This is a genomic window from Streptomyces sp. NPDC002138, from assembly GCF_040296485.1.
Classification (GTDB): Bacteria; Actinomycetota; Actinomycetes; order Streptomycetales; family Streptomycetaceae; genus Streptomyces.
This window is the reverse complement of the sequence record NZ_JBEOXE010000037.1, coordinates 73,884-81,628: the sequence shown is the minus strand read 5'-3', so window position 1 is coordinate 81,628 and position 7,745 is coordinate 73,884. Positions and strand designations below refer to the sequence as shown.

Genomic DNA, 7,745 nt, shown 5'->3' with positions numbered 1-7,745 from the left:
CAGGACACGGCGCGCAGCCCGGAGCTGATGTGGGAGCTGCTGCGGGACGAGGGCGTGACCGTCTTCAACCAGACGCCGTCGATGTTCCGCGAGCTGGTGGGCAGTGCGGGCGAGCAGCTGTCCGACCTGCGGTGGGTGATCTTCGGCGGTGAGGCGCTGGAGCCGAAGCACCTGCTCGGCTGGTTCGAGCGGTTCCCCGCTTCCGCGGCCCGGTTGGTGAACATGTACGGGATCACCGAGACGACGGTGCACGTCACGTACCAGGAGATCACCGCGGCGCACATGGCGGCGGGTGGCAGGCTTCCGGCGGGTCGTCCGTTGCCGAGCTACCGGGTGTTCCTGCTGGATGAGCGGGGTGCTCCGGTGCCGGTGGGTGTCGCGGGTGAGATCCATGTGGCGGGTGGTGGTCTGGCGCGGGGTTATCTGCACCGGCCCGAGCTGACGCAGGAGCGGTTCCCGGCGAACCCGTTCGGTGCGCCGGGGGAGCGGATGTACCGCTCGGGCGACGTGGCGCGTTGGAGGGCGGACGGGACTCTGGAGTACCTGGGGCGCGCTGATGACCAGGTGAAGATCCGCGGTTTCCGGATCGAACTCGGTGAGATCGAGACCGCGTTGGTGGGCCACCCGCGGATCCGCGAGACGGTGGTCACCGCCCACCAGGGCGCGGACGGGCACAAGCGGCTGGTGGCCTACCTCGTCTCGGACACCGTTCTGTCCACCGGTGAGCTGCGGGCCCATCTGGGCGGGTCGCTGCCGGACTACATGGTCCCGGCCGTGTTCGTCACCCTCGACCGGCTCCCGCTCACTCCGAGCGGCAAGGTGAACCGGCGGGCCCTGCCCGCTCCCGAGGTCCAGACCGAGCAGCTCGGCACGGAGTACATCGCCCCGCGCGATGACGTCGAGGACGCGCTGGCGACCGTATGGACCGAGGTGCTGGGGGTCGACAAGGTCGGCGTCCACGACAACTTCTTCGACCTCGGCGGGGACTCGATCCTCTCCATCCAGCTGATCTCCCGGGCCCGCCAGGCCGGGCTGCGCCTCACGTCGAAGCTGCTGTTCGTCCACCAGACCGTGGCCGAGCTGGCCGCCGTGGTCGAGCGCACCGCTCCGGCCGACGACGCCGTCGGCGAGGGAGGGGCGGAGCCGGCCGAGGTGGCCGGATCGGTCGAACTGACGCCGATCCAGCGGTGGTTCTTCGAGGAGCACACGGTCGACCCGCGGCAGTACGCCATGTCCGTGCACGTGGGCCTGGCCCCGGACACCGACCCCGCGCTGCTGGCCGGGGCCCTGGCCGCGGTCGTCGCCCACCACGACGCGCTGCGCATGCGCTTCGCGCAGGACGCGTCCGGCGCCTGGACCCAGCAGTACGGAGAGGCCGTACCCGAGCTGCTCGCCGTCCGGGACATCCCGGCCGGCGCCCCGCTCGAAGAGGCCCTCGACCAGGCGGCGTCGGAAGCCCAGCGCGCCATCGACCCGACGGCCGGAGCCTTGGTGAAGGGCGTGTTCCTGCGCCTGCCCGCCGACCCCGCGCCCCGGCTGTTCCTCGCCGTCCACCACCTGGTGATGGACGGGGTGTCCTGGCGCGTGGTCCTGGAGGACCTCGCCACGGCGTACGAGCAGCTCGCGGCGGGCCGTACGGCCGTCGACCTGGGCGCCAAGTCGAGCAGCTACCAGCAGTGGGCCCGGCGCCTCGCCGACCACGTCCGCGAGGGCGGCTTCGACCACGAGACGGCGTACTGGCGCAAGGCCGCGGCTCCCGGCGCCGGACACGACACGCGCAGCGCCGGATACGGCGACCTGGCGGTGGAGACCGTACGGCTCGGCCGCGCGGAGACCGAAGCCCTGCTGCAGAAGGCGCCCGCGGTGTTCCGGACCCGGATCAACGACGTGCTGCTGGGCGCGCTCGGCCGGGTACTGGGCGACTGGGCGGGCGAGCCCGTCACCATCGCCCTCGAAGGCCACGGCCGCGAGGAGCTGTTCGAGGACATCGACCTCTCCCGCACGGTCGGCTGGTTCACCACCATCTACCCCGTCACCCTCGACGTCCCCGCGGGCGACTGGGCCCCGGCCCTGAAGGCGGTCCGCAAGGGCCTGCGCAAACTCCCCGGGCGCGGCATCGGCTACGGCGCCCTGCGCTACCTGTCGGCACCCGGCAGCCCGGCGCACGCCGCCCTCGCCGGTACCCCGCACCCGCGGATCAGCTTCAACTACCTCGGTCAGTGGGACGGGGGAGGAGACGGAACCGGTCTGATCCGGGGCCGGTTCGACGGCCTCGGCGCCGACCAGGCGCCCGAGCAGCCGCGTCCGCACCTCATCGACATCGTGGCCGCCGTCAGCGACGGCGAGCTGCGCGTCGACTGGATGCATTCCCCCGGCGTCCACTCTCCCGAAACCGTCCGCGCCCTCGCGGACGAGTTCGGCACCGCCCTGCGGCAGATCGCCGCAATCGCGGGCAACTGACCTCATTCGGAATTCGGAAGGACATTGTCATGGCCCGTTATGTGCTGAGCGACGACGAGAAGAAGGGCGTGGCGGCCATCGCCGACGCCTTCCTCGCGGCGCACCCCGTCTGGGAGCCGATGGAATACGCCGACGCGATACGCGTCGAGGCGGAGCGACTCCCGGTGGGCGTACGGCAGTTCCTCGTCGCCTCCCGCGCCGCCGAGGACGCGGTGATCGCGGTGGCGAACCTGCCGGTCGACGAGAACCTCGTCCCCACACCGCCGAGTTGGCAGATCGCGGAGAAGGAGGGCGCCGCCATCCGTGAGGAGCTGGTGCTGCTCCTCATCGCCTCCGTGCTCGGCGACCCGTTCGCCTGGACCAGCCAGCAGAACGGGCGGCTCGTCCACGACGTCTGCCCGTCCAAGGGCCAGGAGGCCTCGCTGACCAGTGCCAGCAGCGAGCAGCAGCTGACCCTGCACACCGAGGACGTGTTCCACACCTGCCGCGGTGACTACGTCGCCCTGATGTGCCTGCGCAACCCCGACGGGGTGGGCACGACGGTCGCGCCGGTCGACGCGGTGGAGGTCGCGGAGCCGCTGCGCGAGGTGCTGCACCAGGACCGGTTCCGGTTCTTCCCGGACGACTCGCACGACGTGGTGCCGGAGCACAGCGCGGAGAACCCGTCCGCCCTGGAGGAGCGGCCGCACGAGGTGGCGTCCGTGCTCTTCGGCCCCGAGGACTCGCCGTACCTGCGGATCGACGCCGACTTCACCAGCCCGCTCGTGGGCGACGTCGAGGCCGAGCGGGCCATGAACGAGGCCGCCGCGCAGCTGGCGGCCGCCGCCGAGCGGGTCGTCCTCAGCCCCGGCGAGGCCGCGTTCATCGACAACTACCGCGTCATCCACGGCCGGGACACCTTCACCCCGCGCTACGACGGCACGGACCGCTGGCTCAAGCGCACCAGCATGGTGCGCGACCTGCGCCGTACGTACGTGCACACCAAGTCGCGCTCGCGGCTGCTCGCCTGATGGCGGCGGCACAGGACCCGTCGCCGGCACCGGCACCGGCGGCGGTCGTGGGGAAGGGGCGGGCCGGTGGCCGTGGGTTCACCCTCCTGTGGACGAGCCAGGCGTTCAGCGAATTCGCGTACAGCACCTCGCTGATCGTGCTGCCGCTGCTCGTCCTGGCGATCACCGGCTCGCCCTCCCGGGCCGGGATCATCGGCTTCGTCGACGCGGCGGCCATGCTCCTGGCGGGGCTGCCCGCCGGGGCGGTCGCCGACCGCTACGACCGGCGCTCGGTGATGCTGTGGTGCGAGGCGGCGCTGGTCGCGGTCTTCGGCGGGCTGGCCCTGCTGCTGTGGGCCGGGGAGGTGTCCCTGCTCGCGCTGGTGGCGCTCGCCCTGGTCAACGGGGCGGCGACGGCGATGATGATGGCGGCGGGCGAGGCGATGATCCCGAGCCTGGTGCCACCGGCGAAGCTCTCGCAGGCGGTCGCCATGAACTCCGCGCGGACATACGCGGGCCAGCTCGCCGGGACCTCGGCGGGCGGGTTCCTGCTGGCGTTGCGCAACGCCTTCCCGTTCGTGGCCGGCTGCGCCGCGCACCTGGCCGCCCTGGTCCTGCTGCTGTTCATGCCGCGGCAGCCACCGGCGGCCGGGGAGCCCGTCGCGGCGGACGGGGAGCCCGTACGGGCCGACGGCGCGGTCGCGGCGGCGCCGGGCAGCGGCCGGGGCGAGCTGCTGGAGGGGATCCGCTGGATCGGCCGCCACCCGTTCCTGCGTCTGGCCCTCGGCTACGCCACGGCGACGAACCTCTTCTTCGGCGCCATCTACTTCATCGTCATCGCCTCCGCGCAGAGCAGCGGCATGAACGCCGGGCTCATCGGCCTCATGGCGGGCCTGCTCGGCGTCGGCGGCCTGCTGGGCGCCCTGGCGGCGCCCCTGCTGATGCGGGTGCTGCCGGGCCCCCGGCCCATCCACGCGGTGCTGTGGCTGTTCGCGCTGCTCACCGTCGGCATCGCGGTGCTCCCCGGCGGCTACACGCCCGGGATCCTGCTGGGCGCGATCGCCTTCGCCGCGCCCACGGCCAGCGCGTGCTTCCAGACGTACCTGCTGATGCTCACCCCCGACAGTCACCGGGGGCGGGCGATCAGCGTCGCCGGGATCTGCAGCGGCGCCGGGGGCGCGATCGCCCCGCTCGGCGGCGGCGTGCTGCTCGACCTCGCGGGCCGGACTGCCGGGCTGCTGGGGTGCGCCGCCGTGATGGTGGCGATCGCCCTGTCGGCCGTGCTGAGCCCGGTCATGCGCAAGGCCCCCGGGCCGGAGCACGCACCGGTGTCCGACGCACCGCGGGAGAAGACCCCCGCATGACCCGCCGCGCGATCCGCAGGACCCGCACGACCCGCATGACCCGCCCGACCCGCACGGCGATCCCCACCCTCACCCCCACCCCTACCTCCTTACCGACCCGGAAGACAGGCACGGACACCCCACCATGACCCTCACGACACCTCCCTCCGCCCCGCGGCTCGACCTGGCGGACCCGGACCTCTACACCACCGACGACCGCTTCGCGATGTGGCGCGAGTACGTCGCCTCGGACGCCGTGATCTGGAGCGAGCCCGGCATCTCGCCGAGCGGGTTCTGGTCGGTCTTCTCGCACAAGGACGTCTCCGCCGTCCTTTCCCCGAAAGCCCCCTTCACCTCCGAACACGGCATGATGATCGGCTTCGACGCCGAGCACTCCGACAATTCCGGCGGTCGGATGCTCGTGGTCAGCGAGGGCAGTTGGCATTCCCTGCTCAAGCGGCTCATCGGACCGTTCCTTTCCCGGCTGCGGGCACCCGAACTGGAATCGGTACTGCGCGAAGAGGTCAAGGAGATCATCGAGCGGTTGAAGTCCGAGGACACCACCGATATCGCCCTCGAAGTCGGCCCCCGGCTGCCCGCCGCGATCGTGTGCGAGGTCATCGGCGTACCCATCGCGGAGCGCGAGCAGCTCATCGAGTTGACAAACCACGCCTTCGGCGGCGAAGACAGTTCCTTCGACAAGATGACGCCCGCCGAGGCCCACACGGAGATCCTCTTCTACTTCCACGAGCTGATCGAGCGGCGTCAGCGGGAGCCCGGCGAGGACCTGGTGAGCGCCCTGCTGGCGGACGGCCGGCTGAGCACCGAGGACGTGCTGATCAACTGTGACAACGTACTGATCGGCGGCAACGAGACGACCCGGCACTCGATCACCGGCGCCTTCCACGTCGCCCAGCGGTTCCCCGGCACCCTGGACGCCCTGCACGCGGACCCCGAGCAGACCGACCGGGCCGTGGAGGAGCTGGTGCGCTGGACCTCCCCGGCCGCGCACGTCCTGCGGGTGGCCACGGAGGACTGTGAGATCGGCGGCCGCCCGGTGCGCCGGGGCCAGCCCGTGGTGGCCTGGCTGTCCGCCGCGAACCGTGACGAGCGGCTCTTCCCCGACCCCCACACCTTCCTGCCGGACCGCACCCCCAACCGCCACCTCGGCTTCGGTACCGGCCCCCACCACTGCCTGGGCGCCGCGCTGGCCCGGGTCGAGCTGCGCGAGCTGCTGCGCCAACTGGCCACCGAGGCGCGGGGGGTCCGGCTGCGGGGCGATGTGCGCTGGATGCGCTCGAACCTGGTGCAGGGTTACAGCAGCCTGACGGTGTCGATGGAGTGGCGCTGACTGTCGCTATTTGCCTATGATCATGAGGACCATTCTGGGGGAGCGTCGCTTTGCTGGAACTGCGCCTCAATGTCGAGGATTTGGCCCGTATTCATGTCGTCAGCACGCTCGGCCCTGCTTTCGAGACGCATTTCGCATGGGGGCGGCTGGCCGAGCAGCAGCGCGACGGTTTCGCCGAATGGCGCCGGACGACCCGGCACCGCATGCGCCGCATATCCACCGCGCATTCGGCGATGGAACCCTCGCTTTCCCTGCTGGAAACCCTGACGTCACCGGTTCCGCGGGACGGCGACCTTTTCCACAGCACCGCCGTCGAACCCTTCTGGGACCGGATACTGCGCTCCCTGAAGGCGGAGCGCGACGCGTGCGGGCGGGCCATGCTGGCCGGCGGCATGGAGCACGTGCTCAACAGCCTTCACCAGGCGATCCACTGGGCATCACCGGTGCTGCGCATCGCCAACTCCCAGTCGGCCCGCACCGCCGACCTCGCCGGGCGCGGGATGACCGTCGTGCCCTCGCTGTTCGCCCCGCAGCCCTTCCTCATCGACGCCCCCATGGGCTGGCACGGCCAGCCGATCCTCGTCTACAACGTCACGCCCGACCCGGAGTCGGCGGCCGCGATGTGGCAGGGTCAGGAGGGTGAATCGGCGCTGCGCGACCTGCTGGGCCGCACCCGCGCCGACGTACTCGCCACCCTGCAGGAGGCCCGCTCCACCGGAGAGATAGCCGACCGGCTCCAGATCTCCAGCCCCTCGGCCAGCAAGCACATCACCATCCTGCGCCGCGCCGGTTTCGTGACCACCGAACGCAGACAGAACTCCTCCGTCCACACCCTCACCCCACTGGGTGAGGCCATCCTCGGCTGACGAAACGAGCCCCGCCATGCCCTACCTGGTCCGCCACACCTCCCCGGCCGCGCCCGCCCTGCGCCTGGTGTGCTTCCCGCACGCGGGAGGCGGAGCGAGCTACTTCCGTGGCTGGGCCCGGCACTTGGCCCCGTCCGTCGAGCTGCTGGCGGTCCAGTACCCGGGCCGCGAGAGCCGCTTCACGGAACCCCTGGTCGGCGAGATGGCCCCGCTGGCGGAGGCCGTCAGTACCGAACTCGCGGCCGAACCGCCGCTGCCCACCGTGCTGTTCGGCCACAGCATGGGCGCGATGGTCGCCTACGAGGCCCTGCTGCGCCTGGAGGCTTCGGGCGCCACGCACTTCACCCGCCTCTGCGCCTCGGGCCACGCCCTGGACGCCACGCCGGCCGGCGTGGCCGAGGACACGGACGCCGAGCTGATCGCCTCGGTCAAGGCCCTGGGCGGGACGAACGCGGCGGTCTGGGACAGCCCGGACCTGAGCGAGATCCTGCTCCCGATCATCCGCAACGACTACCGCCTGATCGACACCTACCGCCGCGCGCCCGGCACCCCGCTCCTGCGCGCGGAAGTCCGCGCCTTCTCCGGCGACGCGGACCCCCGCATCACCCCCGAGCAGGCCGCCCTCTGGGCCGGCGCCACCAAGGGCCCCTTCTCCGCGCACCTCTTCGAGGGCGCCCACTTCTACCTCACGGACCACGCCGCCCAGGTGGCCCACCACGCGGTGGCGGGCCTGTAG

At 71.9% G+C, this 7,745-nt stretch carries 6 protein-coding genes; all 6 read left to right on the top strand.

Annotated features, from left to right (window positions below; all coding sequences use genetic code 11):
- Positions 1–2,460, top strand: a 2,460-nt coding sequence (locus tag ABT084_RS23585) for a condensation domain-containing protein (protein ID WP_351047255.1), incomplete at its 5' end; no start/stop codon positions are given.
- Positions 2,461–2,489: 29 nt separating this feature from the next.
- Positions 2,490–3,470 (top strand): TauD/TfdA family dioxygenase, encoded by a 981-nt coding sequence (locus ABT084_RS23580; protein ID WP_351047252.1) that lies wholly within the window; start codon positions 2,490–2,492, stop codon positions 3,468–3,470.
- On the top strand, positions 3,470–4,813 hold the full coding sequence (locus ABT084_RS23575) for an MFS transporter (RefSeq protein WP_351047249.1): 1,344 nt from the start codon (positions 3,470–3,472) through the stop codon (positions 4,811–4,813). The genes ABT084_RS23580 and ABT084_RS23575 overlap by 1 nt, the downstream gene beginning before the upstream one ends.
- A gap of 124 nt (positions 4,814–4,937) precedes the next feature.
- Complete coding sequence (locus tag ABT084_RS23570) at positions 4,938–6,143, top strand: cytochrome P450 (protein ID WP_351047246.1); 1,206 nt, start codon at positions 4,938–4,940, stop codon at positions 6,141–6,143.
- A 50-nt stretch (positions 6,144–6,193) separates the two neighbouring features.
- Positions 6,194–7,009, top strand: a complete 816-nt coding sequence (locus ABT084_RS23565; protein WP_351047243.1) for a winged helix-turn-helix domain-containing protein — start codon at positions 6,194–6,196, stop codon at positions 7,007–7,009.
- 16 nt (positions 7,010–7,025) lie between these two features.
- Entirely contained in the window at positions 7,026–7,745 is a 720-nt protein-coding gene (locus ABT084_RS23560) for a thioesterase II family protein (protein WP_351047241.1), read from the top strand.